The organism is Gordonia terrae (genome assembly GCF_001698225.1).
GTDB classification, from domain to species: Bacteria; Actinomycetota; Actinomycetes; order Mycobacteriales; family Mycobacteriaceae; genus Gordonia; species Gordonia terrae.
In genome coordinates, this window is the sequence record NZ_CP016594.1 from 1,975,947 (window position 1) to 2,002,787 (window position 26,841).

Genomic DNA, 26,841 nt, shown 5'->3' on the forward strand with positions numbered 1-26,841 from the left:
AAGGGTTAGGGTGACCTGGGTCTCCTTATGTGACAATGCGCGTTAGTATGTTCGCCATGGGATTGGACAGGTCGACCGAACACGCCACCGACTTCGACGTTCTGATCGTCGGCTCCGGGTTCGGCGGGAGCGTGAGTGCGCTGCGGCTCGTGGAGAAGGGGTATTGCGTCGGCGTGGTCGAGGCGGGTCGTCGTTTCGAGGACGAGGACTTCGCCAAGACCAGCTGGCGCCTGAACCGGTGGCTGTGGGCGCCGAAGCTGGGCCTGTACGGCATCCAGCGCATCCACGCACTCAAGGACGTGATGATCCTGGCCGGGGCTGGGGTCGGCGGCGGGTCCCTCAACTACGCCAACACGCTGTACAAGCCCCCGACGCCGTTCTTCACCGATCCGCAGTGGAACCACATCACCGACTGGGAGGACGAACTCGGTCCGTATTACGACCAGGCCCGCCGGATGCTCGGCGTGGTGACCAACCCGACGGTCACCGCCTCGGATCGCGTCGTTGCCGAGGTCGCGGCGGAGATGGGTGTCGGCGACACGGTGACACCGACGCCGGTCGGTGTGTTCTTCGGTGCGAAGACGGGCTTGTCCGGGGCGCCCGGCGAGACCGTCGCCGACCCGTATTTCGGTGGCGCGGGTCCGGATCGGACCGCCTGTACCGAATGCGGCGCATGTATGACCGGATGTCGGGTGGGTGCGAAGAACACTCTGCTGAAGAACTACCTCGGTCTCGCGGAACGCAACGGCGCCACCATCATCGACCGGACAACCGTGGACTCGCTGAACCGGCGCGCCGACGGTGTGTGGGAGGTGGGCACCCATCACTCGTCGTCGTGGGGGCCGCTGGGGCGTCGCCGGCGGACGATCACCGCGGGGCAGGTGATCCTCGCGGCCGGCACGTTCAACACCCAGCGACTCCTGCATCACGCGAAACTCGCTACGCTGCCGCATATCTCGGACGCGATGGGCAGGCTCACGCGAACGAACTCGGAGTCGATCCTGGGCGCGATGGGTTCCCGGATCGACCCGGAGAACGACTACTCGCGCGGGGTCGCGATCACCTCGTCGTTCTATCCGGAACCGAACACGCACATCGAGCCGGTGCGATACGGCAAGGGCTCCAACGCGATCGCGTACCTGCAGACCCTGCTGACCGACGGCGGGAGCCGACGCAACCGGTTCGGCCAGTTCCTCCGCCAGGTCGCCCGCAATCCGTTGCTGCTCGTGCGGCTGCTCGTGGTGCGGCAGTGGAGCGAGCGGACCGTGATCGCACTGGTCATGCAGAACAACAACAATTCACTGACCACCTTCGTCCGCAAGCGCGGACCGCTTCGGTATGTCACCAGCAAGCAGGGCCACGGCGAACCGAACCCCACCTGGATTCCCAAGGGCAACGAGGCGACTCGGCGGATCGCGGCGAAGCTGAACGGCGGTGTCGCAGGCGGAACGTGGGGCGACATCGTCAACATGCCGCTGACGGCGCATTATCTCGGCGGGTGCGCGATCTCCGACGACCCGGAGAACGGTGTCATCGATCCGTACCAGCGCGTGTGGAACTACCCGACGCTGCACATCGCCGACGGTGCGTCGGTGTCGGCCAACCTCGGTGTCAATCCGTCGCTGACGATCTGCGCGCAGGCGGAACGCGCAGCGGCGCTGTGGCCGAACAAGGGGGAACAGGATCAGCGCCCCGCACAGGGTGACCCGTACCGCCGCATCGAGCCGACGACGCCGAGGTCGCCGGTGGTCCCGGCCGACGCGCCGGGCGCCCTCCGGTTGCCGATCATCCCCGTCGTACCGGTCACGGCCCAGCGGATCTCGTAGCAACCGTCCGCGGAGCGCGCATTGTGAGCAGGGGATCCCGTTCGGGGTCGTCGCCGGGGTAGGGTCGGCGTGCACGGCCGAACGGGGGAGACGCATGTCGGGCACAGAGTCGCCGACCGTGGTGTTGGCGGGCGGAAGTGGTTCGCTGGGAACGCATCTCGCGACCGATCTCGCCGCGCGCGGACACCATCCGGTCATCCTGACGCGGCGGATCGATCCGTCGTCGCCCTTCGAGCAGGTGATGTGGGACGGCAAGACCCAGGGCGACTGGGTCGAAGTGCTGGCCGCGGATCGCCCGACGGCGGTGGTGAACCTCGCGGGCAAGCTCGTGGACTGTCGCCCCACCGAGGCCAACATCGCCGCGCTGCGGAGCAGTCGGGTGGATGCGACTCGCGCTCTCGTCGTCGCCTCCCGGTCGCGGTCGACCCCCATCTCGTACTGGTTGCAGTCCAGCACGACGGCGATCTGGAGCGACGCAGGCGACCAGTGGTGCACGGAGTCGACGCCGGTCCCCCTCGGCCTGCCACAGATGACCGGCGTCGCGCAGCCGTGGGAGGACGCGGTGGACGGCGCGAACACCGATCACCTGACCGTGCTGCGGACGTCGATCGTCCTCGACGCGGATGCCCCGGCCATGCGCCGTCTCGCCGGCCTGACGAGATTCGGTCTCGGCGGGCGGGTCGGCGACGGCCGGCAGTGGTTCAGCTGGATTCACATCGACGACTGGCTCGCGATCGCCCGCGCGGCACTGCGCGTCGACGACGCGGTGTCTCTTCCCGACGGTGTCGTCGTGGCGGCGAGTCCGTATCCGGTGCGCAACACCGAGCTCATGGCGATGCTGCGCGCGGAGATCGGACGCCCGCCGGCGCCGCCGACGCCGGCCTGGTTGCTGAAACTCGGTGCGGTGGTGCTGCGTACGGATCCGGCGCTCGGGCTCACGGGACGCCGTGCGCGATCGGATGTCCTGGCCGATGTCGGGTTCGAGTTCCGCTTTCCCCGGCTCGAGGACGCACTCTCGGATCTGCTCTGAGTCGTCGTCCGTCGGCGGCAGTGGGGAGTCAGTCCAGGCCGCGCGCGGTGAGGGTGTCGGCGAAGCCGTCGGCGGTGCGCAGCGCGGCGAGCACGACCGGTGCGACGAGGATGCGTGGCCCGGGTCGGAGTCCGCGGGCCTTGCGGGCCTCGTCGACCTCGCGCACCACCTCGACCATCAGTGGGATCGCACGGATGGTGAGGGCCAACGCGATCGCGATCAGGTCCACGCGCACCCCGAAGCGGGCCAGCGGCCCCAGTGCTCGGACGATCGTGTCGAGCATGTCCGTGGTGCGGGTGGTCAGCGAGACGACGGCGGCGAGCGCGACCGACAGCGCGAGGACCCCGCAGATCACCACGGCCCGTCGCCAATCGGTGAACACGACCTGGAACGCGAAGATGAACAGCAGCAGCCACAGCAGCGGGCGCAGCTGCCGCCATGCCTCGCGGGGGCCGATCCCGGCCAGTGCGTAGATCACTGCGACGCCGAGGGTTGCGATCCCGAGCGCCGGCAGCGACCGCACGGTCAGCGACAGCACGAGGATGAGCACGCCCATCGCGAGGAACTTGAATCCGGCGGGCAGGCGGTGCACGAGGGTGTTGCCGGGCCGGTAGACGCCGAGCGCGTTCATGACATCAGCCTGCGGTACGCCGCGAGTGCGGGACCGGGCGAATCATCGGCGACGACCCGGCCCTCGTCGATGGCGATCACCCGGTCGAAGCCGGTGAGGATGTCGAGGTCGTGGCTGACGACGATGAGCTGTTCGTCGAGGGTGTCGAAGACCCTGGTGAGCATGCGGGTGTTGCGCAGGTCGAGCAGGGTGGTGGGCTCGTCGGCGACGATGATCGCCGGGTCGGTCACGAAGATCGACGCGAGGGCGAGGAGTTGCTTCTGCCCGCCCGACAGACGTTGCGCCGGGTGATCGGCGTGGGCGGCGAGTCCGAATCGCGCGAGCACCTCGCGGGCGCGGTCGGTGCGCGCCGCTTTGTCGAGATCGGTACGGCGGAGGGACAGTTCGATGTCCTCCAGTACCGTCGGCATGATGATCTGGCGGTCGGGGTCGGAGAAGATGAACCCCACCCGCCGGCGGACCTCGCGCTTGCTCTTCGCGACCGGCAGGCCGTCGACGGTGACCGTCCCCGAGTCGGGGACGACGAGCGCGTTGATCATCCGCGCCAGCGTCGACTTACCGCTGCCGTTGGCACCGACGATCCCGATGCGGTTCTCCGACAACGTGAGCGAGACGTCACGCAGCACGACACGACCGTCGTAGGCGTGCGAGACGTTCTCGAACTCGATCATCCGGCTCGGGCCACCGCCGCGTCAGCTGCCGGCGACGCCGGCACGCCGCGACAGTCGCATCGGTGCGATGAGTCCGGGCCGCCCGCGATGGACCTGGGCGGCGACCAGCGCGGCGACCACGGCCTTCGCGATGTCACCCGGGATGAACGGGCCGTTGGCGGTCAACGCCGCCCACACCGTCAGGTCGGTGCGCAGGAGCATGCCGACGATCCCGAACACGTAGAGCACGACGATTCCGCCGAGCACGTTGATGCCGATGCCCCAGATCACGCGGTAGCGCGGGGTGGTGCCGACACCGAGCATCATCGCGGTCAGCACGCCGATCACGATGACGGCGGGCAGGAACCCGATGAAGAAGCCCGCGGTGGGCGAGGAGAGCGAGGTGTACCCGTTGCGGCCGCCGGCGAGGATCGGCAGCCCGGCGATCGCGAGCACCATGAAGAGCACGACCGCGAGGGTTCCCTTCTTGGGTCCGAGAACCGCACCGGCGAGGATGACGCCGAGCGACTGGAGGGTGATCGGCACACCGCTGGAGCCGATGTTGATGGTCCCGGGCAGTCCGAGCGCGGCGATCAGCGCGGCGAACACGGCGGCCTGGGTGAGGTCGCCGATGCTCAGCGACCAGCGATGGGGGGTTTCCGGCGATGCAGTCATGTCGATTCCGGAGTATTTCACGCGGGTATCGCGGGCCCGCATCCGCCGGGCGGGGTGACCAGGGACGGGCGCCGGTCCGCCCACTAGACTCGGCCCGGTGACAGACTCTTCTGCGACAGATTCTCCTGCGAACTCCCCCGAGGATTTCCTCGAGGGTCCGCGGCCGGTGCTCGTCGTCGACTTCGGCGCGCAGTACGCGCAGCTGATCGCCCGCCGGGTGCGCGAGGCACGCATCTACTCCGAGGTGATCTCCCACGACGCTCCGATCGAGAAGATCCAGGAGAAGGATCCGGTTGCGATCATCCTGTCGGGTGGTCCCTCCTCGGTGTACGCCGAGGACGCGCCCGATCTCGATCCGGCCCTCTTCGACCTCGACGTCCCGGTGTTCGGCATCTGCTACGGATTCCAGGCGATGGCCGACAAGCTCGGTGGCGAGGTCGCCAACACCGGCGGCCGCGAGTTCGGGCGCACCACGCTGACCGTCAACGGCGAAGGTGTTCTGCATCAGGGCCTGTCGGACACCCAGCCGGTGTGGATGAGCCACAACGACGCCGTGCAGAGTCCGCCCGAGGGATTCACCGTCACCGGGTCGACGCCCGGTGCGCCGGTCGCGTCGTTCGAGAACCTCAAGCGCCGGATGGCCGGGGTGCAGTATCACCCCGAGGTGCTGCACACGCCGCACGGCCAGCAGATCCTCACGCGCTTCCTCTACGAGATCGCGGGCCTCGAGGCCACCTGGACCGCCGCGAACATCGCCGACGCGCTGATCGACGCGGTCGCCGACCAGATCGGCGACGGACGGGCCATCTGCGGACTGTCCGGCGGAGTCGATTCGGCGGTGGCGGCCGCGCTCGTGCAGCGGGCCATCGGGGATCGGCTGACCTGTGTCTTCGTCGACCACGGACTGCTGCGCGCGGGTGAACGCGAACAGGTGCAGCACGATTTCGTGGGCGCGACCGGCGCCAAACTCGTCACCGTCGACGCCGCGGACGTGTTCCTGCGCGAGTTGGCCGGCGTGAGCGATCCGGAGACCAAGCGCAAGATCATCGGCCGGGAGTTCATCCGGTCGTTCGAGGGTGCGGTCAGCGAGGTCCTCGGCGAGGAGGCAGAGGCGGGAGAGAAGGTCGACTTCCTCGTGCAGGGCACGCTGTATCCCGACGTCGTCGAGTCCGGCGGCGGCAGCGGGACGGCGAACATCAAAAGCCACCACAACGTGGGCGGCCTACCCGACGACCTCGAGTTCAGCCTGGTGGAACCGCTGCGGCTGCTCTTCAAGGACGAGGTGCGCGCGGTCGGCCGCGAACTCGGGCTGCCCGAAGAGATCGTCGCACGTCAGCCGTTCCCCGGACCGGGTCTGGCGATCCGGATCGTCGGCGAGGTCACCGGCGACCGTCTGGAGTTGTTGCGCAAGGCCGACCTGATCGCCCGGGAAGAACTCACCGCGGCCGGGCTCGACTCGCAGATCTGGCAGTGCCCGGTGGTCTTGCTCGCCGACGTCCGCAGTGTGGGCGTCCAGGGAGACGGCCGGACCTACGGTCACCCGATCGTCCTGCGCCCGGTGTCGAGCGAGGACGCGATGACGGCCGACTGGACGCGCGTGCCCTACGAGGTGCTCGAGATCATCTCGACCCGTATCACCAATGAGGTGGCCGAGGTCAACCGCGTGGTGCTCGACGTGACGAGCAAGCCGCCGGGCACCATCGAATGGGAATGAGGCGATGAGAAGCGGCCGGTGGCAGATGCCGCTGGCCGCTTCTCTGTCTCCGCCGGGAATCGGGACCGTTGTCGCGGTCAGCGCCGGGAACGAGTCCCGGACACGATCAGCACGAGCCCGATCAGCAGGCCGATCCCGACCGCGACCCACCCGAGGTCGGCGGCCTCGGGCAGTGCCGGCCCGTCGGCGAGTCCCCATCCGGCCACCGCGAGGGCCGCGATCCCGAGGAGTCCGAGCCCCGGTGCGCGATGGGTGGACCCGCATCCCCGGTGGTCGGTGGCCGCCGGGTCGTCTCCGTAGGTGTTGTCGGGTGCGTTCATCGCAGGACCTGAACCTCTCCCATGCCGGTGCGGGCGTCGATCTGCAGGACCGGGCCATCGGTGCCGTCGCGGCCGCCGTCCAGCCCGGTGGGGCAGGTGTAGTCACCGATGCCGGTCTGGCAGTTGGCACGCACGTTCATCGTGTCGGGGACGTGGACCCGGATGGTCCCGACGCCGTTCTCCAGGCGCACCGTCCGGTCGGCGGTGAGATCCACCGCGCGCAGGTCCAGGGTCATCTCGCCGACGCCGAGCGAGTATTCGGCCTGGATGTCGTTCTCGGTCAACGGCTTCCATTCGCGCTCGCCCGCCCCTCCGGCGGGTAGCGGTCCGGACAGCCCGCTCACCCCGGAGATCACGGTGGTGACCACGACGGCGGCTCCCAGGACGATCGCGATGGGCACGAGCCCGGTGCTGTGTTCCCCGGTCCGGCGCCGGACGACGGCGGCGAGCAGGAGTCCCGCGCCGATGACGGCCAGCGAGAGCGAGAGGATGTGCGGCACGGTGAACCAGTCGACGCCGATCTGGTGCAGGCCCGTGCCGACGGCGCCCGCGATGATCGCGAGACCGATCACGATCAGCGTCAGCGGTGAGCGTCGGCGCCTGCGGGCGGGCGGCTCCGCCGGGCTGGCCGGCTCGGGCAGATCCCACGCGAACCGCGCCGCCCCCAGCGGATCCCACGCGGGCGGACTCACGTCGAGGTCGACGTCGTCGCGCGCCCCACTGGTCCCCGAGGTGTGCGGATCGTCGGCGACCGCCCCTCCGCTCCCTGAGGTGTGAGGAGCGTCAGCGACCGCCCCTCCGCTCCCTGAGGTGTGAGGAGCGTCAGCGACGAGCCTCGAAGGGTCCTTTTTCAACTCGACCCGGGGCGCAGGCGTCACCGGATGAGTGCCGGCCGGATCGCTCATCCCTCGTGGTACCCAGCGCTCGAACTGACCGGCGGCCGGCGGCGGGACGACGATGTCGGTGACCGCCGCGGTGTCGATGCTCGTGCCGACCGGTGGAGTCGGGGTGCGCAGATACAACAGGAACCAGCCGCCGAGCATCAGGATCGCGCCGACGAGTCCACCGGAACCCCATGTCCGGTTGGGTCCGACAGACGTGACGATGACGATCGCGAGCACGACCAGGAGGATGACCTGGGGGTTGCCGAGTCCGTGCATCGAGCCGTGCGAGCTGTGGCCGGCTCGCGCGGATTTGACCCGGAGCGCATCGGCGCGTGCGCGGCCGGCGCCCGGGAACGCGACCCAGGCCGCGAGGTAGAGGATGAGTCCGCTGCCACCGAAGAACGCCGCCACCACGAACGCGACCTTCACCAGCGTCGGGTCCACGCGGTAGCGCGCGGCGATGCCGGTGCAGACGCCGGCGATCGTCCGATCGTCGGGCCGATACGGGCGGGTCGACCACATGCCCTGGATCTGCTGCTGGAACTCCTTGGTCTCCATGCCGATCATCGTGCCGCCCACCGGGCCACGAACACATCGGGTGATCCCCTGAATTGTCCCCCGGAGAAATCCGGTGTGCAGGGGTGGTGGAGCGACACACCCTGAGATCGACACGCACGAACCGGGGTTGACCCCGATGTCGCGGAGCCGATCGCATGGGACGATCGAGGAGTGAGTCGAATGGAGGTCGAACCGGTCCCGAGGCTGGTGCGCCGCGACGGCGGGCGCGTGGTCGCCGGCGTCGCCGGTGGACTGGCCGACCATCTCGGTGTCGATGTGTTCCGCGTGCGGATCGTGTTCGTGGTGCTGGCCGCGCTGGCCGGGGCCGGTGTTGCCGCGTACGGTCTGCTCTGGTTCTTCTGCCCCCAGGGGAGCGACACCGCGCCACCGGCGCCGGGTGTGCGCCGTCAGTCGCTCGGACTGGCGATGATCGGGCTGGTGGCGATGGCCGTGGTGGGGTTCGCGGCCTCGGGGACCCCGGCGTCTTACCTCGTCCCGTTCGTGTTCATCGCCCTCGGCGCCAGCCTGGTGTGGCGCGAGTTCGACACGTCCCATCGGTCACCGCGTACCCCGTTGCTCACCTGGACCCGGCTGATCGGCGGCGTCGCGCTCGTCGTCGGCGGTCTGGTCGTCGTGGTGGTCGCGGGCGACCGCAGCTTCGGCGGACTCAACTCGACGATCCTCGCCGTCGGCGCGACCCTCATCGGCGTCGTGTTGCTGACCGTGCCCCTGTGGATGCGCCTGCTGCGCACCCTCAACGAGGAGCGCTCCGCCCGGATCCGGAATGCCGAGCGCGAGGAGATCGCCTCGCACCTCCACGACTCGGTTCTGCAGACCCTGGCGCTGATCCAGAAGAAGGCGGGTCGGCCCGACGAGGTGGCACGGCTGGCCCGGAGCCAGGAACGCGAGCTGCGGGCGTGGCTGTTCGGTGATCCGGCGACCGAACGCGGTTCGCTGGCGGCGGCGCTGCGCAGTGTGGGCGCCGAGGTCGAGGACGCCTACGGTATCGAGGTGGAGATCATCACCGTCGGTGATCTGCGCCCGAACAACACCCGCGACGCCAAACGATGGTCCGCTCTCGTCGGCGCGACGCGCGAAGCCCTGGTCAACGCCGCCAAGCACTCCGGCGAGCGCACGGTGGACGTATACGGCGAGATCACCGACGACGAGGTCGAGGTGTACGTGCGCGACCGTGGCCTCGGCTTCGACCCCGAGACGGTCGACGACGACCGGCAGGGGATCTCCCGGTCGATCCGCGCTCGCGTGGAACGGATGGGCGGGCGCGTGCGGATCACCTCGACGCCCGGACGCGGAACCAACGTGGGCCTCATGATGCCGCGCGGTGACGGGGGTTCGGTGGAGGAGAGATCCGACCCGGAGAGATCCGACCCGGAGAGATCCGACCCGGAGAGATCCGACCCGGAGAGATCCGACCCGGAGAGGTCCGAGCCACCCGCGCGGACCGGCGAGATGAGCATGGATGCGGTCGCCCCGACCGACAACAGGAAGGCACGATGACAGCGAGACCGACGAGCCCCGACCCCTCCGGTCCCGTGACCGTCTACCTGGTCGACGACCACGCCGTCTTCCGTTCCGGGGTCCGTGCCGAACTGGCCGACGAGCCGGGTCTGCGTGTCGTCGGCGAAGCGGGTGCCGTGGCCGACGCGATCGACGGGATCGTCTCGACGGCGCCGGATGTGGTCCTCCTCGACGTGCACATGCCGGCCGGTGGCGGGGTGGCCGTGCTGCGCGGCGTGCTCGATCGGATCGGTTCGGCCGCACCGGGTTCGGTTCCACCGGTGTTCCTCGCGCTGAGCGTGTCCGACGCCGCCGAGGACGTCATCGCGACCATTCGCGCCGGCGCCCGCGGTTACGTGACGAAGACGATCGCAGGACCGGAACTCGCCGACGCGGTCCGTCGGGTGGCCGACGGCGACGCGGTCTTCAGTCCGCGTCTGGCGGGTTTCGTCCTCGACTCGTTCACCGGCAAGTCCTCGGCCCCCGAACCGCCGCTCGACCCCGAACTCGACTCGCTGACCAGGCGAGAACTGGAGGTGTTGCGTCTGCTCGCGCGGGGGTACACCTACCGCGAGATCGCCGAGGAGCTGTTCATCTCGATCAAGACGGTCGAGACCCACGCGTCGAATGTCTTGCGCAAGACGCAGCAGTCCAACCGCAACGCCCTCACCCGGTGGGCGGCCACCCGCCACATCGGCTGAGCGCCCGCCGCGGACGACGGCTCAGCGCACCAGCGCGATCGCGAGTACGACGACCACGGCGAGCACCGCGAAGAACACGAAGATCGACACCGCGAGCGCGGTGCTCGACGTGCCCGACGGTTGCGCGGGCGGACCGTACGACGGCTGGCGTCCATCGGACGGATGGTGCTGTGCCGTGGGCGGTCTCGGCGTCGACGAGTGTGGTTGCGGCGTCGACATCATCGTGGGGGACATGCCCTGTCGGGTGCGCGGCAGGTCGCGGGAGCCGCGATCGGCCGACATCGTCGGGGCGTACGGGGGCAGGGTGGCGCCGGCGGGGCGGTGCGGACCGGTGGTGGACGATCGGTTGGTCCGCTGCGACCAGACCGGCGTACCCGCTCCCGGGCGGGTGATCAGGCCGGTCAGGACCTGATCACGGGTGCCGCGGGAGCCGGCCGCGAACGAGGTGAGGAGATCTCGAGCCTGGCTCATCGTCGGGCGTTTGGTCGGGCTGGGTTCGAGGAGACGCAGCAGGACCGGCTCGAGTTCGGCGGCATTCTGCATGGGATTGATGCGGGCCCGTGCGACCTTGTGCAGCAAGGCGATCGAGTTGTCGTCGACGCCGAACGGCGGCTGGCCCTCGACCATCGTGTAGATGGTCGCGCCCAGTGAGTACACGTCCGACGCCTCTTGTGGATCGGCTCCGCGGGCGACCTCGGGGGCGAAATATGCCGGCGTACCGGTGATCACGCCGGTCTGGGTGAGGGTGACATCGTCCTTGGCTCGTGAGATCCCGAAGTCGGTGATCTTGACCAGGCCCGTGTGGCGGCCGCCCTCGGCGATGAGGATGTTGCCCGGCTTGATGTCGCGGTGCACGATCCCCGCGGCGTGGGCCTCGACCATCGCATCGGCCACCTGCGCGCCGATCTGGGCGGCTTCGGCAGGTGCGAGTGTCTTTGTGGCATGGAGGATCTGGGCGACGCTGCGCGACGGCAGGTACTCCATGACCAACCAGGGTTCGCCCCGGTCGAGGGCCACGTCGTGCATGGCGATCGCGTTGCGGTGGGAGAGTTTGGCGGCGATGCGGCCCTCTCGCATGGCCCGCTGGCGAACATTGTCCGCGGAGTCCTCGGTGAGGCCCTCGGTGGAGACGACCTGCTTGACGGCGACGTCACGGTCGAGGAGCTGGTCGCGGGCGAGCCAGACGGTGCCCATGCCGCCCCCGCCGATCCGCGACTTCAGGCGGTATCGTCCGGCCACCAGATACTGGGGACCCGGGGCATGGTGGGGTCCGGCGGTCGTCGACATACGGAGATGATAGCGGCGCGGACGTCGCGGCGGGCACGCACTTGACAGTCGAGTCGTACGTATGTTCGACTCGGACCATGCGATGGTCCGATCAGGCGGTGGAGGTCGACGACGGGTCGCTCCCCGGGCTGAGCCGCTCGGGTCTGGTTCGGTCGGTACGCACGCCCGACTTCGAGGGTGTCACATTCCACGAGGTGTTGGCCAAGAGTGCGCTCAACCGCGTCCCGGACGCCTCGCAGCTCCCTTTCCAGTTCACGGTCAACACCTTTCGCGGGTGCACACATGCCTGCCGCTACTGTTTCGCCCGTCCGACGCACGAGTATCTGGACCTCGATGCGGGGGCGGACTTCGACACCCAGGTGGTCGTCAAGCTCAACGTGGCGGCGGTGTTGCGCAAGGAGCTCAAGCGCCGATCGTGGACCCGGGAGACGGTGGCACTGGGTACCAACACCGATCCTTATCAGCGTGCCGAGGGGCGATACCGGCTCATGCCGGGTGTGATCTCCGCGCTCGCCGAGTCCCGGACGCCGTTCTCCATCCTCACCAAGGGCACCTTGATCCGTCGTGATCTGTCGCTGTTGCGTCAGGCCGCGGGGGAGGTGTCGGTCAGCGTCGGGATCTCGCTGGCGATCCTCGATCCGGATCTGCAGAAGAAGATCGAGCCCGGGACACCGTCACCGCAGGCCCGGCTCTCGCTGATCCGCGACCTCGCCGACGCCGGGATCGCGCCGCATGTGATGGTGGCCCCCGTCATCCCATATCTCACCGATTCGACCTCGCATCTCGACTCGCTGCTCGAGGCCCTCGCCGACGCCGGTGCGTCGGGCGTGACCGCGTTCCCGATGCATCTGCGGTCCTCGACCAAGCCGTGGTTCCTGGAGTGGCTGGCGGAGGAGCATCCGGCTCTCATCCGCCGCTACCGGGGGCTGTACGGGCGTGGCGCGTATGTCACCCCGGAGTACTCGTCGTGGCTTCGCGACCGGATGAAGCCGCTCGTGCACAAGCACGGCCTGGCGGGGTCCGGTGGTCTCCGGCAGTCGGGTCGCGACACCTCGACTGCGGTGGCCGCACCCGAGTTGCAGCACGCCCTCACCCTGTTCTGATTCCTGCTCTTCCGAGTCGGCGCAGTCCTGATCTGCGCCGATTCGACATGTTCGAGTACGTATGCTGTCGCGCAACGGATTTCGATGTCAGTTGACGCTTGTCGGTGGTTGGTTCTACTCTCGAATCATCGAAAAAGTGTTCGAATGATCTGCGGCCGGGGGTACCCCTCGGGATCACTCGGAAGGCTGTTCGAGACCCTGGTGGCGCGCACCTTCCCGGCTCGCTCGAGTACCTCATGTCGACTGGAGGGTGTCCGGAGATGGATGTGTCAGCTGGTGTTGCCGTGACCGATGTCGCGGCCCGTGGACGCGCCGACGAACTGGCGGGATTGCGTCGGCGGATGGCGGCCATGTCCGGTCGGCCCGATCAACGGGCGGTCGAGGTCCGCGATCGGGCGGTGGGTGTACTCCCGATGCCGGATTCGTTGTCGGAGGTGATGCCGCACAACGGGATTCCGCGGGGTACGGTGGTCGGTCTCGATGGTGCCCGCTCGGTGCTGGTCGCGATGATCGCAGCGGTGACCCGTGCCGGTGGGCAGGTGGGGATCGTCGGTCTGCCACGGTTGAGCTTGTTGTCGGCGGCGGAGATGGGTGCCGACCTGTCCCGTATCGCCACCATCCCCGATCCCGGCCCCGATCCGGTCGAGGTGGCGGCGGTCCTGCTCGACGGTATGGACCTGGTGATCCTGGACCTGGCGGGCGACGGCGTGGGGACTCGCCCACGGACCGAGGTGGTGGCCCCGTCACGTGCCCGGGTGGTCATGGGTCGGGTACGCAAGCAGTCGTCGGTGTTGCTGGTGACCGGTGGCACCTGGCCGGGCGCGCAGCTGGCCATCGAGGCCCGTGTCCTCACCTACCGGCACAGCCCGCACCTTCCGGGCCGAACCGCTTCCCGCGCAGCCGGTCTCGACTCCGCGCGCAGTGGCTACGGCCGCATCGGCGGGATGCGGTTGCAGGTCACGGTGTCCGGCCGCGGCCGGCAGTCCGCGAGCACCGAGGTCGAGCTCCTGGCGGCGGGTCACGGAGCCGACCGCACGGTCGAGATGGTCGCGGCGACGAGTACCTCCCCGGTGCTCGCGGTGGCGAACTGATGCCCCCCGAGGAGACGGGGGCCCGGCGGATTCTCGCGCTCTGGTGCCCGGACTGGCCGGCGATGGCGGCCTCGGCCGAAGCGGACCTGCCCCCACTGCATCCGGTGGCGGTGCTGTCGGCGAATCGGGTGGTGGCCTGCTCGGCGTCGGCCCGGGCGGCAGGTGTCCGCCGCGGGATGCGCAAACGCCAGGCGCAGGCGGCGTGTACGGAGATGACCGTGGTCACCGCCGACGAGAACCGGGACGGGCGGTTGTTCGAACCGGTGGTCGCCGCGGTCGCCGAGGTGATACCAGCTCTCGAAGTGCTCCGTCCGGGTCTCCTGGTGATCGCCGGCGACCGTGCGGCCCGCTACTTCGGGGGGATGGAGGCCCTCGCGGAGGAACTCGTCGACGTGGTGTCGGCGTGTGGCATCGAATCGCAGGTCGGCATCGCCGACGAGATCTTCACCGCCGTCCTCGCCGCCCGGCACGGTCATCAGGTGGAGCCCGGCGGCGACCGGGAGTATCTCGCCGGCCGACCGGTCGCGGATCTCGCCGTCGAACCCAGCATGAGCGATCCGTCCCGTGCTGATCTCGTGGAGTTGCTGCGCCGGCTCGGGATCGGCACGATCGGTGCCTTCGCCGACATGTCCGTCACCGATGTCGCCACCCGGTTCGCCCGGGATGCGGTGGTCGCGCATCGGCTCGCCAACGCGTTGCCGGGGCGCGTCCCCTCGTCCCGCGGTGTGCCGGCCGAACTTGACGTCGACCACACCTGTGACCCGCCGGTCGACCGCATCGACGTCGCGGCGTTCATCGGCCGTACCCTCGCCGACGCGCTGCACCGACGCCTGCGCGATGCCGCGGTGGCCTGTACGCGACTCACGATCACCGCGACCACCGAACGCGGACAACAGCATTCGCGAACCTGGTGGTGCGCCCAACCGCTGACGCCGGAGACGACCGCGGATCGTATCCGATGGCAACTCGAGGGGTGGCTGACCGGCGCGGCACGACGCACCTCCCCGCTCGAAGCCCCCTACGGGAGCACAGTCCAGGGGAGAGGTGCGCAGCGCGTCACGGCGCGGGACACCCGGCCCGACTCGCCGATCGTCCGCTTGCGGCTCGAGCCGGTCGAGGTCGTCGAGGCCGGTGCGCTGCACTACCAGCTCACCGACGATCTCGCCCGTGGCGGACTGGCCGGTGAGCCCGACGTGGAGGAGCGCGCCCGGCGTTCGCTGGTGCGGATACAGGGCTTGCTGGGTGGTGACGCCGTGCGCATCCCCGTGTTGAGCGGTGGTCGCGGACCCGCCGAACAGATCACGATGGTCTCCCTGGGCGACGAGCCTGCTCCGCACCGGGACCCATTGGCGCCGTGGCCCGGGCGCCTGCCACAACCCAGCCCGACGGTGCTGGTGGAGACCGCGATCCATGTGCTCGACGCCGTGGGGCAACCGGTGAAGGTGACCGAACGCGGGGCCTTCACCGCCGAACCGGTGACCGTCGCCCTGGCATCGTCCCGGGCGCGCCGATCGAGCTGGGGGCTGTGCTGGTGGGCCGGGCCCTGGCCGGTCGGGAGCGCCGACCGGCCTGCCGGCGCGCAGGCATCGGTTGCAACGGTCGAGACGGGACTGATCGCCCGAGCCCAAGTGCTGCTCGACGATTCGCGTGCCCTGCTGCTGTGCTACCGCGCCGGGGAGTGGATCGTCGAGGGGGTCTACGAGTGACTAACGAAACGCCCGAGTGCGAAACCGTGCGTCTTCGCCTCCAACATGTCAGTCTCGACGCATGGCACGAACCTGGCTGTCGGTGACCGTGGAACTGCTCGGTGGACGGGGAACGGAGTTGTGGCCCTGGCCCGGAAGGGTTTTCGCTGTCGGACCGGTGCACACCTTCAGAGACCTGGCCACCGCCGTCGACGACGCGTTCGCCCGGTGGGATCGTTCCCATCAGTCACTTTTCACCCTGGACGACGGCAGGGTGGTCGCCGACGCCGCGTTCGGCGCGGAGTTGGCCGGCGGTATCGGCGGCCCGATCTCCGAACCCGTCGACATCGCCACGGCCAAGGTCTCCCGATTCGTCGAGCCGGGTGCCGAGTTCCAGTACACCTTCGACCTCGGCGACGAGTGGACCCATCGGTGCGTCGTGGGGGATCTGAAGGTCGACCCGCTGGACGTGTTGGGCATCCAGCCGAAAGCCCCCCTCCCGTACTTCGGCTGGGGCGACATCCCGGATCAGTACGGTCGTCGATCGGCCGATGGGGACGACGAGACGCCACCACGCCCCACCGTTCCTCATCCGATGCTCGTCGGCCAGTGGCCCGCCCAGAAGGAGATACGCGAACTCGATCTGGGCGAGGTACGCGGGTCGATCTACTCCGCCGATGCCGATCGTTTCCTGGATGCCGTCGTCGGATGTGATCTGCACGACGCACTCCAGCAGGTCGGCCCCGGGGTACCGATGGCACTGCAGAAACGACGCGAACGAGCCGAGCCGGTGGCCGTGTCGATCGTCGAGCAACTCAACCGCCGGGGAGAGCCCGGCGACGCCGAACTCGCCGAGGAACTGCTCGCGATCCTGCGCGGGGAACCCGCACCGGGACGGCCGATAGCGGTGGATCTCGAGATGCTCAGCGACGAGATGGAAGGTGATCCGAACCGGTCGACCGGCGGGCTCATCGACCTGACCACCGGCTTCGTGTACAACGACGAGATGCTCGACCCGGGCGTGCTCGATGACGAGATCGACGTCGAGGAGGAGCCGGATCGCTGGCTGCGTTTCGGCTGCATTGGTTCGCGCGACAGTTGGCGGGACATGGCAGAGTTCGCCACGCGCATCTCCGATCCTGACCTGCGGAATCGTCTGGAACGCGCGATAGAGGGGCGAGGTGCGTTCCGCAGGTTCCGGGACGTCGTCCACGAAGCGGGTGTGAGTCAGCGTTGGTACGCGTTCTCCAGCGACCGCAAGTTCGGGCGGGCCCGCGAGTTCCTGGTCCGTCAGGGCATCCGGCCGATCTGACTCAACTGTTGCGCCCCCGCGCGATGACCGGCCACCGGCTGTCCGAGCCGTCGATCGCCACCAGTTCGTCGACGAGGTTGACCGCGTTGCAGACGTGATTCGGTACCACCCGGATCACGTCGCCCAAGCGGGGGATCGACGCCGATTCCGCCGGGAACTCCACCACTGCATGATGTTCGGACAATTGCACGACACGAGCGTCGGGGTGGTCGAGGAGCCGCCCGTGACCGGTGGCCCAGGCGGCGCGGTCGGCGCCGAGGATCTTGCTGCCGGCGTCGACGACAACTCGGCCGGCGTCGCTCCGCACCACGGTCGTCACCGCGGTCAGCGCGACGTCGTCGAATCCGCAGGCGCCCATCTCGATCTGCTGGGCATCGTTGAGGGGGTACACGCCCGGACGGATCTCGGTGAGCACACCCGCATGCGACGGGTCGCCGACGAATTCGATGGTGGGCGTGGACCCGCCGCTGCGCACTCGCGGATCGATCCCCTGCGCTCGCAGACTGTCCGCCGCCGTACGGAGCGCCGCCACCTCCTGGTCCGCGGCCCGCCGCCGGGTGTCGCCGACGCCGTAGCCGTGACCGGGGAAGGTGAACACGCCGACGACGTCGAGTCCGGCTGCCACTGCTGCCGCCGCGACCTCACCGGCCCCCGCGGGCGCGGTTCCGGTGCGGTGCTGTCCGGAGTCGACCTCGACCAGGGCCTCGATCCGCTGCTCGCCGAGCAGCGCTGCGAGATGCCGTGCGCCCTCGACGGAGTCGATACCCACCCGCAGCGACACCCGGTCTGCGAGGGTGCGCAACCGGGCGGCCTTCGCCGGTGTCGGCCAGATCGGGTAGGCGATGAAGATGTCGGTGCACGCGGTGATCTCGGCGGCGTCGGCGAAGGCCTCGGCCTCGCCGATGGTCGCCACCGCCAGACCCGCGGCACCGAGATCGAGCTGCATGCGGGCGATCTCGGCGCACTTGTGGGTCTTGGCGTGCGGACGCACCGCGACACCGATCGATCGCGCACGCTCGGCGAGGAACGTGAGGTTACGCATCATGCGGTCGACGTCGACCTCGAGATAAGGGGTGTCGATCACGAATTCTGCCCGCCGGCATCACGAGCCGACCGACCGAGCGCCGCTGCCGATTCGCCGAACACGAGGAACTCCTGGTGCAGGATGCGGGTGGTCAGTCCGGGGGTCACCCGGTGCCCGATCTCGGCGACGAGCCCGACGAGCGAATCGACGCGTTTGGGCCGGTCGACGATGGCGTGCAGGACGCGCGCCGCGGCGCGGTCCACATTCCAGGTCCCGGGCTGGTTGTCGTAGGCCTCGGTGGGCGCGATCATCCGCGTCTTCACCAGGGGAAGACGGACGTTGGAGAAGGTGACATGGTCGGAGACGGTCTCGGTGCCGGTGACGTCGCTGAACGCCTCCAGTGCGGCCTTCGACGCCGCGTATGCCCCGAATCGCGGCCCGCGCGACTGCACCGCGACCGACGTCACGTTCACCACATGGCCTGCCTGCCGGGCGACCATGTGCGGCAGTAATCCGAGCACGAGGTTCACCGCGCCGAAGTAGTTGACCGCCATCACCCGGTGGTAGTCGTGCGACCGATCCACCGAGTTCAGGGTGGCTCTACGGATCGACCGCCCGGCGTTGTTGACCAGGACGTCCACGTGACCGTGCGCGGCCAGGACGGTCTTGACCAGCGCGTTGACCGACTCCTCGTCGGTGATGTCGCACTGGTACGAGGTCACCTGGCCGGGCGGGATGCCCTTCTTGCTCGTGGTCGAGTTCAATTCCTCGGTCGCCGAGGCGAGTTCTTCGGCATTGCGGGCGACGATGAGGACGTTGGCACCGCGGGCGACACACATCCGGGCGGTGGCCTTGCCGATCCCGCTCGACCCTCCGGTGATGAGGATGTTCTTGCCGACGAGCGGCCCGCGCGGATCGGTGCGACGGTTGCGCGACCGGTCGAGGTGTCGCGACCAGTAGGTCCACAGGCGCGGAGCGTATTCGGCGAAGTCGGGCACGGTGATGCCGAGGTCGTGCAGAACCGCGACGGTGGTGTCGGCGCGGAAGTCGACCGGGATCGTCACCGCATCGAGCAGTGCCCCGGGGATCCCCTGCTGAGCGGCGACGAGGTTGCGTCCGACACGCGCGATCCCCATGCCGGACAACGCCATCACGGGTTCCACCGCCGACCGCGGGATGGCGTCGAAACCGCGCGGGGCGCGGAAGGCCGGTGCCAGTGCGTTGTACATCTCGGTGGTCGTGAGCGACTTCGGGTCGCTGAGATGGAACACCAGTCCGCTGCGGGTGGGATTGACGCCGATGAGTGCCACCATCGCGTCGGCGACGTAGTCGACGGGCACGATGTTCAGCGTGCCCAGGTCGGGCATCGGCAGCCGCAGCACCGAGGGCAACCGCCCGAGCGCTCCCAGATGGCCGAAGAAGTAGTAGGGACCGTCGATCTTGTCCATCTCGCCGGTACGCGAGTCACCGACTACGATCGACGGCCGGTAGACGCGCCAACGGAGTCCCTCACGTTCACGGACCACGCGCTCGGCCTCGAACTTGGTGCGGTGATAGGCGGTCGGGAATCCCTGTCCGACTTCGAAGTCCATCTCGGTGAAGCGTCCACGGTGGTCACCGGCCACGGCGATCGAGGAGACGTGGTGGAACAGCGCATCGTGTGCGATCGCGAAGTCGGCGGCGCGCGAGGTCCCGACCACGTTGGCGGCACGCTGGGACTCCGCGTCGGCGGCCATGTCGTAGATCGCGGCGAGGTGGATGACATGGTCGATCGCGGGGACCGCGTCGGGTGCGATGCCGAGCCCGGGCGCGGTCAGGTCGCCGACCACGGGTGTCACGCGGTCGCTGGCCCCGAGGTCGTCGAGCATCGCGACGAAGGCCGCGCGCGACGACTCGCGTACCAGTGCGTGGATCGTGTCGTCGGGAGAGGCTGTCAGGAGACGGTCGAGAACGCGTCGTCCGATGAACCCGCTGCCCCCGGTGATGAAGTAGCTCGTCATGTGAGAGATCCCATCAGATGGGCGGGCCGACGGCCCGCTGGCTGTCCGCGCCCCGCGGGCCGCGGATCTGTCTGGTACTCAGAGTGACACTAACTTGCGGTGATGGCAACGACTACGCGCCTCGGCGTCGCGCACCCGAATGCGTCGACTGTGCGCCCGATCGCGTCGACTGTGCACCCCGATCACCCGACCAGGCCGACTGCCGGAGCAGACGTGCGCCGTTGAGGGCGACCAGAACGGTGGAACCCTCGTGACCGGCCACGGCCAGGGGGAGGGGCAGGGTTCCGATCAGGTCCCAGGTCACGAGGGCGACGATCACGGTCGCCGCGATGCAGAGGTTGGCGATCACGTAGCGACGGGCGAGGCGTGACAACCGGATCAGTGCGGCGACCGCGGTGAGATCGTCCCGGACGATGATCGCGTCGGCCGTTTGAACTGCGAGATCAGCCCCACGGCGCCCCATTGCGACGCCGGTCCCGGCTGCGATGAGCGCCGGTGCGTCGTTGATCCCGTCGCCGACCACCAGCACGTGCCCGCCCGCCTCGCCGACGACCCGGACCTTGTCTTCCGGCAGGAGGTCGGCGTACACCTCGTCGATGCCGGTCCGGGCGGCGACGTCGGCCGCGACCGACGGTCGGTCGCCGGTCAGCAGCAGGACCGGACCCGGCGTGACGTCGCCGATCAGACGTACCGCTTCGGCCGCATCGTCCCGGAGGCGGTCGACGAGCTCGATCCGGCCGATCTCCCGGTCGTCGACGAACACGCCGACCACGGTGCCGGTCGAGTCGGCGAGGGTGCGCTCGACGGTGACCCGGCGTCCACCGACCGTGCCGGTCACGCCGCGCCCGGGCAGTGCCCGGAAGTCGTCGACCGCCGCGACGTCCAGCCCCCGGTCGGCCGCGGCCGTCACGATCGCGCGACCCAGCGGGTGCTCGCTGGGGTGCTCGACCGCTGCGGCGAGCGCCAGCACCTCCGACGGCTCGCGACCACCGAGTGCCGTCACGTCGACGACCTGAGGACGCCCCTCGGTCAGGGTGCCGGTCTTGTCGAAGGCGACGACGGACGTGCGTCCGACCGACTCCATCACCGCGGCGGATTTGACCAGGACGCCGTGGCGACCCGCGTTGGCGATCGACGCCAGCAGCGGCGGCATCGTCGACAGGACGACAGCGCAGGGTGAGGCCACGATCATGAACACGATGGCTCGGCGCAGGGACTCATCGAAGGCGCTGTCGGACAGCAGCATCGGGATACCCAGCACCAGAAGTGTGGCGACCACGACGATCGCGGAGTATGCCTGCTCGACCTTCTCGATGAAGAGCTGGGTCGGCGCCTTCGTCTCGGAGGCCTCGGCGACGAGTGTCGCGATGCGCGCGATCACCGACTCCGACGCCGGACGTGATACTTCGACGATCAAGGCGCCGGTGCCGTTGACGGTGCCGGAGAGCACCTCGTCACCGGCCTCGCGCACGATGGGTACCGACTCGCCGGTCACCGCCTGCTGGTCGACCTCGCTCCGGCCGCGGACGACCACTCCGTCGGCGCCGATCCGTTCACCGGGTCGGACGAGGATCTGTTGTCCCACGTCGAGGTCGCGACAGTCGATCTCGTGTGTCGTGCCGTCGGCTGCGTAGCGGGTGGCCCGCTCGGGGGCCAGCCCGAGCAGCGCGGTCACCGAGTCGGCGGTGCGCTGGGTGACGACGACCTCCAGTGCGCCCGAGGTCGCGAAGATCACGATCAGCAGCGCGCCGTCGACGACCTGTCCGATCGACGCGGCCGCGATGGCGGCGACGATCATCAGCAGATCGACGTCGAGTCGTCGCTGCCGGAGTTCCTGCAGGCCTGACCGGGTCGGTTCCCACCCGCCGCTCAGGTAGCACGCGAGAAACACGGTCCACCACGACCATTCGGGCGCGTTGCCGAGTTGGAGCAACCACCCCGCGAGGAACAGAGCCAGCGCGATACCCGCTCGGCGCACCTCGGGCAGGCGGAGCCCGGTCCGGATCAACGACGGCGGGACGACGCTCCCGCGTTCGGCTCGCTGTCCCGGTGCATCGTCAGGTGCCGCGCGTTCCGTCGTGTCGGTCGCTCTCGTCGCGCCCATCGTGTCTCCCGTCTGCCGCCGACCCTCCTGCTGGTTGAGCCGGCACCGAGCGCCAGCGAGGCGCCGAGTCGAAGCCACTCGCCGACAATCACCTCTTAGACAGTAACAGTTCATATGAAGATATATTCATGTGAAGGGCAACCGGTAGCATCTCGCTGCATGGGACACGGCATCGACGAGGGGATGCGGCCGGCTGCGCGGCTCGACCCGGAGTCGGCTGTGCATGTCGCCACCACGCTGCAGGCGCTCGCGACCCCGAGCCGATTGCTGATCCTCACCGCGTTGCGCTCCGGTCCGCGTTCGGTCACCGATCTCGCCGACGCCGTGGGCATGGAGCAGTCCGCGGTCTCCCATCAGCTCCGGTTGCTCCGGAATCTCGGACTCGTCACCGGCACGCGATCGGGTCGGTCGATCAGTTACAGCCTGTACGACAGTCATGTGGCCCAGCTGCTCGACGAGGCCGTCTACCACAGTGAACACCTGCGGCTCGGGCTCGCCGAGCGTCCGCCGTCGGCGGGTTGACCCCGGCGGCACGCGCAGGCGACGAACCGAAAGGCAGCGCATGAGTAGTGATCAGACGTCCACGCCGGTCGAACCGCCTCTGTTGATCGAGCAATCCGGAAGAGTGCGGACGCTCGTCCTCAACCGTCCGGAGGTCCGGAATGCGCTCAGTTCCGGCCTGATCGACGCTCTCCGAACCGAGCTGGCGAACGCGGATCACGCCGATGACGTCGACGTCGTCATCCTCACCGGCGCGGGGTCGGCATTCTGTGCCGGCCTGGACCTGGCCGAGTTGGGCTCGTCGACCGAGAGTGCTCGACTGCTCGATCATGCGGACGTGCCCGTCGGGCATCCGTGGCGCCCCATCTCGAAGCCGATCATCGGCGCCGTCAACGGCGTTGCGGCCACCGGTGGTCTGGAGTTCGCCCTCGCGTGCGATGTCCTGATCGCGTCCGAACGGGCTCGCTTCGTCGACACCCACTCGCGGGTCGGAGTGCTGCCGGGCTGGGGTTTGACGTCCCGATTGCCGGAAGCGGTCGGCCGGGGTTTCGCGCGCCGCATGAGCTTGTCCGGGGAGTTCGTCGATGCCCAGACGGCGCTGCGGGTCGGTTTGGTGACCGAGGTGGTGGCCCACGATCAGCTGATGGTCTCGGCGATGGACCTCGCGGTGTCCATCGCCGGGAGTGACCAGCTCGCGGTGCGGACCATGCTCGACTCGTACCGGCGTGCCGAGGATCATCTCGTCGGTCCGGCACTCGATGCGGAGCACTCCACCTCGGTGGAATGGATGGCGGGTTTCGACCCCGCTCGGGTGGCCGACCGTCGGTCCGGCATCGTCGAGCGTGGCCGGGTCAACAACAGCTGATCGACGGGGGCAGCACTCCCGCTGTCGTATCGAACTCATGTTCGATAAACTCTGTGAGTGGGCTGGGATCAAGGGCCTCCGACATGGTCGGAGATGGAGCGGGTGCTCGCGGGCCGAGCGCCCGGGAACGCCGACCGGCCAGGCACCGAATTCGGCCCCGATCTCAGCGAATGGGCACCGTTTCCCGGCGACGGGGGTGACAGTCCGGCGTGGTCGCGCAAGCGCGGCGCCTATCAGGCCGAGGACATCTCCCGTGGTTCCTCGGCGGTGTCCTACGCCGAACTCCACGCGCACAGTTCGTACAGCTTCCTCGACGGTGCGTCGATGCCGGAAGAGCTGGTCGAGGAGGCGCAACGACTCGGTCTCCGCGCCCTGGCCGTCACCGATCACGACGGGTTCTACGGCATCGTGCGCTTCGCCGAGGCGGCCCGCGAGTTCGAGATGCCGACGGTCTTCGGCGCCGAGTTGTCGCTGGAGCCCGACGTCGCTCGGACGGGTCAGAACGATCCGCCGGGAGAGCATCTGCTGGTCCTCGCCCGGGACGGTGAGGGCTATCGGCGCCTGTCCCGGACCATCGCCGCCGCGCACATGGTCGCCGGGGAGAAGGGGCTGCTCCGCTACGACCGCGACGCCCTGGCCGGTGCCGGTGGCGGGCACTGGCTCATCCTCACCGGGTGCCGGAAGGGTGCTCTGCGCCGCGCCCTCGATCGCGGCGGCATCCCGGCTGCCGAGCAGGCGCTGCGGGAACTGATCGAGACCTACGGCCACGGCAACGTCGTCGTCGAGCTGACCGCGCAGGGCATGGCCGACGACGACGAACGCAATGCGGTGCTCGCCGGCCTCGCCGCCGGTGCGGGCGTGCCGACCGTCGCCACCACCGGCGCCCATTTCGCCGCGCCGCGACGCCGGCGGCTGGCGATGGCGATGGCCGCCGTTCGGGCCCGCACCGACATCGACACCATCTCGGGGTGGATGCCCGGGGTCGCCGGAGCGCACCTGCGCAGCGGTGACGAGATGGCCCGCCTGCTGCCCGCGCATCCCGATGCCATCGACAACGCGGTGAACATCGCCGCGGACTGCGCATTCCATCTGGGCCTCATCGCGCCGCAGTTGCCGCCGTTCGACGTCCCCGACGGTCACACCGAGGCGAGCTGGTTGCGCGAACTCACCATGACCCGGGCACGCCGCCGGTACGGCACTCCGGCTGAACATCCGCAGGCCTACCGGCAGATCGAGCACGAACTCGCGATCATCGAGACGCTCACGTTCCCCGGCTACTTCCTCGTCGTCGCCGACATCGTCGACTACTGCAAGGACAACGACATCCTGTGCCAGGGTCGGGGGAGCGCGGCCAACTCGGCCGTCTGCTACGCCCTCGGCATCACCAACGTCGACCCGGTCGCCAACACGCTGCTCTTCGAACGGTTCCTGGCCCCCGAGCGCGACGGGCCGCCCGACATCGACATCGACATCGAATCCGACCGACGCGAGGAGGCCATCCAGTACGTCTACCGCCGCTACACCCGGGAGCGCAGCGCGCAGGTCGCCAACGTCATCACCTACCGAGGGAAGTCGGCGATCCGGGACATGGCCCGGGCGCTCGGCTATGCGCCGGGCCAGCAGGACGCCTGGGCCAAGATGCCCGACACGGCACCGACCGACGTCGCCGAGCTGGCCGGCGAGATCCTCGGGATGCCACGGCATCTGGGTATCCACTCCGGCGGCATGGTGATCTGCGACCGGCCGATCGCCGATGTCTGCCCCACGGAGTGGGCGCGGATGGAGAACCGCAGCGTCCTGCAGTGGGACAAGGACGACTGCGCCGCCATCGGGCTGGTCAAGTTCGACATGCTGGGCCTCGGCATGCTCTCCGCGCTGCACTACGCGATCGATCTGGTCGCCGAACACAAGGGGATCGACGTCGACCTGGCCACCCTCGACCTCGGTGAACCGGCAGTGTACGAGATGCTCTGTCGCGCAGACTCGGTCGGCGTGTTCCAGGTGGAGTCACGTGCGCAGATGGCCACGCTCCCGCGGTTGAAGCCGCGCTGCTTCTACGACCTCGTCGTCGAGGTGGCACTGATCCGTCCCGGCCCCATCCAGGGCGGCTCGGTGCATCCGTTCATCAAGCGGCGCAACGGGGAAGAGCCGGTGACGGTCGAGCATCCGTCGATGAGCAAGGCGCTCGAACGCACTCTGGGAGTGCCGCTGTTCCAGGAACAGCTGATGCAGCTGGCCGTCGACGTGGCCGGCTTCGACGCCTCCGAGGCAGATCAGCTGCGCCGGGCGATGGGATCCAAACGGTCGCCGGAGAAGATGGAACGTCTGCGGCAACGCTTCTACGAGGGGATGGAGAACCTGCACGGCATCACCGGGGACATCGCCGACCGCATCTTCGAGAAGATGGCAGCGTTCGCCAATTTCGGTTTCCCGGAGAGTCATTCGCAGAGTTTCGCGTCACTGGTGTTCTACTCGTCGTGGTTCAAGCTGCATCATCCGGCGGCATTCTGCGCCGCGTTGCTGCGGGCTCAGCCGATGGGCTTCTACTCGCCGCAGACCCTGGTGGCCGACGCCCGGCGGCACGGCGTCGCGATCCATCGTCCCGACATCAATGCCTCACTCGCGCACGCCACCCTGGAGAACGAGGGTCTCGACGTCCGGTTGGGTCTCGACGGGGTGCGCGGGGTCGGGGAGGAGGCGGCGCAGCGCATCGTCGAACGGCGGTCCGACGGCCCGTACCTCGACATCACCGATCTCTCTCGCCGCGCCGGGCTGACGACCAAGGAACTCGAGGGACTCGCCGGCGCCGGCGCCTTCGACGGGTTCGGCCTCAGCCGGCGCCAGGCCCTGTGGGAGGCGGGGGCCGCCGCGACGGTGCGTGATGATCAGTTGGCCCTGGAGTCGGCGCAGGCGACCCCCACACTCCCGGGACTGTCCGACGTCGAACTCGCGGCCACCGACGCCTGGGCCACCGGGATCACACCCACGTCGTACCCGACGCAGTTCCTGCGCCCCCGGCTCGACGCGATGGGCGTGCTGGCCGCCGACCGACTGCTGTCGGTGCCCGACGGTTCGCGGGTGCTGATAGGTGGTGCGGTGACCCACCGCCAACGACCCGCCACCGCGTCCGGGGTGACCTTCATCAACCTCGAGGACGAGACCGGGATGGTCAACGTGGTGTGCTCGGTCGGCCTGTGGGCGCGGTACCGTGTACTCGCCCAGACGGCGCCCGCACTGCTGGTCCGCGGACGGGTGCAGAACGCCGAAGGTGCTGTGACCGTCGTCGCAGATCGTCTGCAACGCATGGATCTTCGGGTGGGAAGTAGATCCAGGGACTGGCAGTAGTGCTCGAGCAGAATCAG

General features: G+C 69.1%; 20 protein-coding genes and 2 pseudogenes. 12 read left to right on the forward strand and 10 right to left on the reverse strand.

Annotation, left to right across the window (positions count from 1 at the left end; all coding sequences use genetic code 11):
- Nucleotides 1–47: 47 nt before the first annotated feature.
- Nucleotides 48–1,826, forward strand: a complete 1,779-nt coding sequence (locus BCM27_RS08975; RefSeq protein WP_004019194.1) for a GMC family oxidoreductase N-terminal domain-containing protein — start codon at nucleotides 48–50, stop codon at nucleotides 1,824–1,826.
- Nucleotides 1,827–1,920: 94 nt separating this feature from the next.
- Nucleotides 1,921–2,856: an epimerase gene (locus BCM27_RS08980; protein WP_004019195.1), complete on the forward strand. Its 936-nt coding sequence runs from the start codon at nucleotides 1,921–1,923 to the stop codon at nucleotides 2,854–2,856.
- Between the two features lie 28 nt (nucleotides 2,857–2,884).
- On the opposite strand, the gene BCM27_RS08985 is transcribed toward BCM27_RS08980, so the two are convergent.
- From BCM27_RS08985 to BCM27_RS08995, 3 genes are read right to left on the reverse strand one after another with little or no spacing between them, the layout of a single operon-like run.
- Nucleotides 2,885–3,487, reverse strand: coding sequence for an energy-coupling factor transporter transmembrane component T family protein (locus tag BCM27_RS08985; RefSeq protein WP_004019196.1), 603 nt, complete (start codon nucleotides 3,485–3,487; stop codon nucleotides 2,885–2,887).
- Nucleotides 3,484–4,158 carry an energy-coupling factor ABC transporter ATP-binding protein gene (locus BCM27_RS08990; protein WP_004019197.1) on the reverse strand — a complete coding sequence of 225 codons (675 nt, stop codon included), beginning with the start codon at nucleotides 4,156–4,158 and terminating at the stop codon, nucleotides 3,484–3,486. The genes BCM27_RS08985 and BCM27_RS08990 overlap by 4 nt, the downstream gene beginning before the upstream one ends.
- Before the next feature lie 21 nt (nucleotides 4,159–4,179).
- Nucleotides 4,180–4,812, reverse strand: coding sequence for a biotin transporter BioY (locus BCM27_RS08995; RefSeq protein WP_004019198.1), 633 nt, complete (start codon nucleotides 4,810–4,812; stop codon nucleotides 4,180–4,182).
- A 97-nt stretch (nucleotides 4,813–4,909) separates the two neighbouring features.
- On the opposite strand from BCM27_RS08995, the gene guaA reads away from it, so the two are divergent.
- Nucleotides 4,910–6,526 (forward strand): glutamine-hydrolyzing GMP synthase, encoded by a 1,617-nt coding sequence (guaA, locus tag BCM27_RS09000; protein ID WP_033203599.1) that lies wholly within the window; start codon nucleotides 4,910–4,912, stop codon nucleotides 6,524–6,526.
- Between the two features lie 77 nt (nucleotides 6,527–6,603).
- On the opposite strand, the gene BCM27_RS09005 is transcribed toward guaA, so the two are convergent.
- Nucleotides 6,604–6,846 (reverse strand): hypothetical protein, encoded by a 243-nt coding sequence (locus tag BCM27_RS09005; protein ID WP_004019200.1) that lies wholly within the window; start codon nucleotides 6,844–6,846, stop codon nucleotides 6,604–6,606.
- A complete protein-coding gene (locus BCM27_RS09010; RefSeq protein ID WP_004019201.1) occupies nucleotides 6,843–8,297 on the reverse strand; it encodes a PspC domain-containing protein in 1,455 nt (484 codons plus the stop codon). Before BCM27_RS09010 ends, BCM27_RS09005 begins: the two co-directional genes overlap by 4 nt.
- 171 nt (nucleotides 8,298–8,468) lie before the next feature.
- Here BCM27_RS09010 and BCM27_RS09015 point away from each other — a divergent pair.
- Nucleotides 8,469–9,566: pseudogene (locus BCM27_RS09015) on the forward strand (PspC domain-containing protein); the annotation flags it as partial.
- Between the two features lie 125 nt (nucleotides 9,567–9,691).
- Here the strand turns inward: BCM27_RS09015 and BCM27_RS26295 are convergent.
- A pseudogene (locus BCM27_RS26295) lies at nucleotides 9,692–9,766 on the reverse strand (hypothetical protein); the annotation flags it as partial.
- 36 nt (nucleotides 9,767–9,802) lie between these two features.
- Here BCM27_RS26295 and BCM27_RS09020 point away from each other — a divergent pair.
- The gene (locus tag BCM27_RS09020) at nucleotides 9,803–10,507 is read left to right on the forward strand and encodes a LuxR C-terminal-related transcriptional regulator (RefSeq protein WP_004019203.1); all 705 of its coding nucleotides are present in this window, start codon (nucleotides 9,803–9,805) and stop codon (nucleotides 10,505–10,507) included.
- Between the two features lie 21 nt (nucleotides 10,508–10,528).
- On the opposite strand, the gene BCM27_RS09025 is transcribed toward BCM27_RS09020, so the two are convergent.
- A complete protein-coding gene (locus tag BCM27_RS09025) occupies nucleotides 10,529–11,794 on the reverse strand; it encodes a serine/threonine-protein kinase (RefSeq protein WP_033203596.1) in 1,266 nt (421 codons plus the stop codon).
- A gap of 77 nt (nucleotides 11,795–11,871) precedes the next feature.
- Here BCM27_RS09025 and BCM27_RS09030 point away from each other — a divergent pair, with 77 nt between their 5' ends.
- The 4 genes from BCM27_RS09030 (at nucleotide 11,872) to BCM27_RS09045 (ending at nucleotide 16,985) form a co-directional block, all read left to right on the forward strand.
- Entirely contained in the window at nucleotides 11,872–12,897 is a 1,026-nt protein-coding gene (locus BCM27_RS09030) for an Rv2578c family radical SAM protein (protein ID WP_004021715.1), read from the forward strand.
- Between the two features lie 260 nt (nucleotides 12,898–13,157).
- Nucleotides 13,158–13,988 (forward strand): hypothetical protein, encoded by an 831-nt coding sequence (locus tag BCM27_RS09035; RefSeq protein ID WP_033203595.1) that lies wholly within the window; start codon nucleotides 13,158–13,160, stop codon nucleotides 13,986–13,988.
- Nucleotides 13,988–15,694 carry a DNA polymerase Y family protein gene (locus BCM27_RS09040; protein ID WP_004021713.1) on the forward strand — a complete coding sequence of 569 codons (1,707 nt, stop codon included), beginning with the start codon at nucleotides 13,988–13,990 and terminating at the stop codon, nucleotides 15,692–15,694. Before BCM27_RS09035 ends, BCM27_RS09040 begins: the two co-directional genes overlap by 1 nt.
- 61 nt (nucleotides 15,695–15,755) lie before the next feature.
- Nucleotides 15,756–16,985 (forward strand): UPF0158 family protein, encoded by a 1,230-nt coding sequence (locus BCM27_RS09045; protein ID WP_004021712.1) that lies wholly within the window; start codon nucleotides 15,756–15,758, stop codon nucleotides 16,983–16,985.
- A gap of 1 nt (nucleotide 16,986) precedes the next feature.
- On the opposite strand, the gene BCM27_RS09050 is transcribed toward BCM27_RS09045, so the two are convergent.
- From BCM27_RS09050 to BCM27_RS09060, 3 genes are all read right to left on the reverse strand, one after another.
- Nucleotides 16,987–18,069, reverse strand: a complete 1,083-nt coding sequence (locus BCM27_RS09050; protein WP_004021711.1) for an alanine racemase — start codon at nucleotides 18,067–18,069, stop codon at nucleotides 16,987–16,989.
- Nucleotides 18,066–20,009 carry an SDR family oxidoreductase gene (locus tag BCM27_RS09055; protein ID WP_033203594.1) on the reverse strand — a complete coding sequence of 648 codons (1,944 nt, stop codon included), beginning with the start codon at nucleotides 20,007–20,009 and terminating at the stop codon, nucleotides 18,066–18,068. Before BCM27_RS09055 ends, BCM27_RS09050 begins: the two co-directional genes overlap by 4 nt.
- 112 nt (nucleotides 20,010–20,121) lie before the next feature.
- The gene (locus BCM27_RS09060; RefSeq protein ID WP_004021708.1) at nucleotides 20,122–22,113 is read right to left on the reverse strand and encodes a heavy metal translocating P-type ATPase; all 1,992 of its coding nucleotides are present in this window, start codon (nucleotides 22,111–22,113) and stop codon (nucleotides 20,122–20,124) included.
- A gap of 159 nt (nucleotides 22,114–22,272) precedes the next feature.
- On the opposite strand from BCM27_RS09060, the gene BCM27_RS09065 reads away from it, so the two are divergent.
- The 3 genes from BCM27_RS09065 to BCM27_RS09075 are packed head-to-tail and all read left to right on the forward strand — an operon-like array spanning nucleotide 22,273 to nucleotide 26,824.
- Nucleotides 22,273–22,635: an ArsR/SmtB family transcription factor gene (locus BCM27_RS09065; protein ID WP_004021707.1), complete on the forward strand. Its 363-nt coding sequence runs from the start codon at nucleotides 22,273–22,275 to the stop codon at nucleotides 22,633–22,635.
- A 40-nt stretch (nucleotides 22,636–22,675) separates the two neighbouring features.
- Nucleotides 22,676–23,479 carry an enoyl-CoA hydratase gene (locus tag BCM27_RS09070; protein ID WP_051987107.1) on the forward strand — a complete coding sequence of 268 codons (804 nt, stop codon included), beginning with the start codon at nucleotides 22,676–22,678 and terminating at the stop codon, nucleotides 23,477–23,479.
- Between the two features lie 57 nt (nucleotides 23,480–23,536).
- Complete coding sequence (locus tag BCM27_RS09075) at nucleotides 23,537–26,824, forward strand: error-prone DNA polymerase (RefSeq protein ID WP_033203593.1); 3,288 nt, start codon at nucleotides 23,537–23,539, stop codon at nucleotides 26,822–26,824.
- The last annotated feature ends 17 nt before the right edge of the window (nucleotides 26,825–26,841 follow it).

What these genes read in the sequence shown, in the direction of transcription:
- BCM27_RS09065 (WP_004021707.1), top strand. Translation starts at nt 22,273, where the DNA reads ATGGGACACGGCATCGACGAGGGGATGCGGCCGGCTGCGCGGCTCGAC.
- BCM27_RS09035 (WP_033203595.1), top strand. Translation starts at nt 13,158, where the DNA reads ATGGATGTGTCAGCTGGTGTTGCCGTGACCGATGTCGCGGCCCGTGGA.
- BCM27_RS09060 (WP_004021708.1), bottom strand. Translation starts at nt 22,113, where the DNA reads ATGGGCGCGACGAGAGCGACCGACACGACGGAACGCGCGGCACCTGAC.
- BCM27_RS09010 (WP_004019201.1), bottom strand. Translation starts at nt 8,297, where the DNA reads ATGATCGGCATGGAGACCAAGGAGTTCCAGCAGCAGATCCAGGGCATG.
- BCM27_RS09020 (WP_004019203.1), top strand. Translation starts at nt 9,803, where the DNA reads ATGACAGCGAGACCGACGAGCCCCGACCCCTCCGGTCCCGTGACCGTC.
- BCM27_RS08985 (WP_004019196.1), bottom strand. Translation starts at nt 3,487, where the DNA reads ATGAACGCGCTCGGCGTCTACCGGCCCGGCAACACCCTCGTGCACCGC.
- BCM27_RS09040 (WP_004021713.1), top strand. Translation starts at nt 13,988, where the DNA reads ATGCCCCCCGAGGAGACGGGGGCCCGGCGGATTCTCGCGCTCTGGTGC.
- BCM27_RS09005 (WP_004019200.1), bottom strand. Translation starts at nt 6,846, where the DNA reads ATGAACGCACCCGACAACACCTACGGAGACGACCCGGCGGCCACCGAC.
- BCM27_RS09045 (WP_004021712.1), top strand. Translation starts at nt 15,756, where the DNA reads ATGGCACGAACCTGGCTGTCGGTGACCGTGGAACTGCTCGGTGGACGG.
- BCM27_RS08990 (WP_004019197.1), bottom strand. Translation starts at nt 4,158, where the DNA reads ATGATCGAGTTCGAGAACGTCTCGCACGCCTACGACGGTCGTGTCGTG.
- BCM27_RS09025 (WP_033203596.1), bottom strand. Translation starts at nt 11,794, where the DNA reads ATGTCGACGACCGCCGGACCCCACCATGCCCCGGGTCCCCAGTATCTG.
- BCM27_RS09055 (WP_033203594.1), bottom strand. Translation starts at nt 20,009, where the DNA reads ATGACGAGCTACTTCATCACCGGGGGCAGCGGGTTCATCGGACGACGC.
- BCM27_RS08980 (WP_004019195.1), top strand. Translation starts at nt 1,921, where the DNA reads ATGTCGGGCACAGAGTCGCCGACCGTGGTGTTGGCGGGCGGAAGTGGT.
- BCM27_RS08975 (WP_004019194.1), top strand. Translation starts at nt 48, where the DNA reads ATGTTCGCCATGGGATTGGACAGGTCGACCGAACACGCCACCGACTTC.
- BCM27_RS08995 (WP_004019198.1), bottom strand. Translation starts at nt 4,812, where the DNA reads ATGACTGCATCGCCGGAAACCCCCCATCGCTGGTCGCTGAGCATCGGC.
- BCM27_RS09030 (WP_004021715.1), top strand. Translation starts at nt 11,872, where the DNA reads ATGCGATGGTCCGATCAGGCGGTGGAGGTCGACGACGGGTCGCTCCCC.
- BCM27_RS09070 (WP_051987107.1), top strand. Translation starts at nt 22,676, where the DNA reads ATGAGTAGTGATCAGACGTCCACGCCGGTCGAACCGCCTCTGTTGATC.